The following is a 1572-nucleotide window of genomic DNA, read 5'->3' on the forward strand; positions in this document are numbered from 1 at the left end:
TATGCCGACGGATTATCGGGCATCGAGTACGATAACGCATTGAAAAACATCGAAACGATTCACACCATTAAAACCGCCATCGATACGGGAAACATTCTCTCCTATTTTCAACCGATCGTCGATAATCGTACGCGCAAGATCGCCAAATACGAATCGCTCGTGCGCCTCGTCAACGAAGGCGGGCAACTTCTGACGCCTTACTTTTTCTTGGAAGTCGCCAAGAAGGGGCGTTATTACTCTAAAATTACCAAAATCGTCCTCGACAATTCGTTTGCGGCACTTTTAAAAATTCCCGACGCCGCCATTTCGATCAATCTTTCGCTCCACGACATCGAACGCGAAGAGATTATTCGTCATATTTTTCAGCTTTTAGACCGCTATCCCGAGCAGACTTCCCGCATCGTATTCGAGCTTTTGGAAAGCGAAGACATTCGCGATATTGCCCACATTCAACGTTTCATTCAAAACGTCAAACACAAAGGCGTGAAAATCGCGATCGACGATTTTGGAACGGGATATTCAAATTTTGAGCGTATGCTTTCGTATGAACCCGATATTTTAAAAATCGACGGAAGCCTCATTCGCAACATCGATACCAACGAAGTCAATCGCAATATCGTCGAAACCATCGTCTTATTTGCCCAGAAACAACGCTTGGAAACCGTCGCCGAATTCGTCGAAAACGAAGCGATCTACCGCATCGTCACGGATTTGGGCGTCGACTACTCGCAAGGCTACCACTTCGGACGCCCCGAATTGTTTTAAACGCTTTGACATGTAAGCTTACATGTCAAAGCATCAAAGGGTTTTAGAACTTATAGCTTGCGCTAAATCGAAACTCGTGTTTATCTAAAGCACCCGCTTTATCGCGGTTTTCTTTGTCGTACATCACAAGAAGATTGAGCCCTTTGAGTGCGCCCTCAAAGGCGTAATTGCCCGTGAGTGAAACATAAGAAGCTTTACCGTACGAGAGGTCATCGTCATCGGTTACCGTGTAGCTTGTCGCAAGCGTCGTCGTCGGAGTAAACGCGTAGCTTAGACCGATCGCATACGCATCGGTGTTCGCAGGGTAACTGCTGGAAAGTATGATCGTTCCGGTGTACGCAAGATCCGCGCCCCAACCGATTCCCGGAGTCACGGTTGCGTCTTTGCTCACGCTGCTATACGCGACATAACCGCCGAGCGCGCCGTATCCAAGGCTTGCTTTCAACCCGTAAAGATCGGCATTTTTGCTCCCCGTGACGTCTTTATCGCTGTAGTAGTATTGCGCCGCTAAACCATAGGTAAAGGCGTTAACCATCGCACTGTACGCCGCTTCCGCATACGCCATCGAACCATTGGTGTTCAGATCTTCCGCATACGCCGCGGTTAAGGTTAAGCCCGTAATTGATTTATTCACAGCAACTAAAGTATACGCACCGTCTTCTAACAACGGAGAAACGCCATACGGATTGCTATAGGTGGTAAATTTACCGATATTGCCCGCCCCATCGGTTTGTGCTTGGAATTTTTGCACGTAGGCTGCGGTTAAAGTTGTGTTGGGAAGGTCGGTATTGACGATGCTTGCACCCT

Annotated in this window: 1 protein-coding gene and 1 pseudogene; one reads left to right on the forward strand and one right to left on the reverse strand. The window is 47.9% G+C overall.

Annotated elements, in window-relative coordinates; translation table 11 throughout:
* The coding region (locus OA34_RS13275; protein ID WP_039676221.1) for an EAL domain-containing protein at positions 1 to 765 on the forward strand (765 nt) is incomplete at its 5' end.
* A gap of 43 nt (positions 766 to 808) precedes the next feature.
* Here the strand turns inward: OA34_RS13275 and OA34_RS13280 are convergent.
* A pseudogene (locus OA34_RS13280) lies at positions 809 to 1572 on the reverse strand (porin); the annotation flags it as partial.

Source organism: Sulfurospirillum sp. MES, assembly GCF_000789415.1.
GTDB lineage: Bacteria > Campylobacterota > Campylobacteria > Campylobacterales > Sulfurospirillaceae > Sulfurospirillum > Sulfurospirillum cavolei.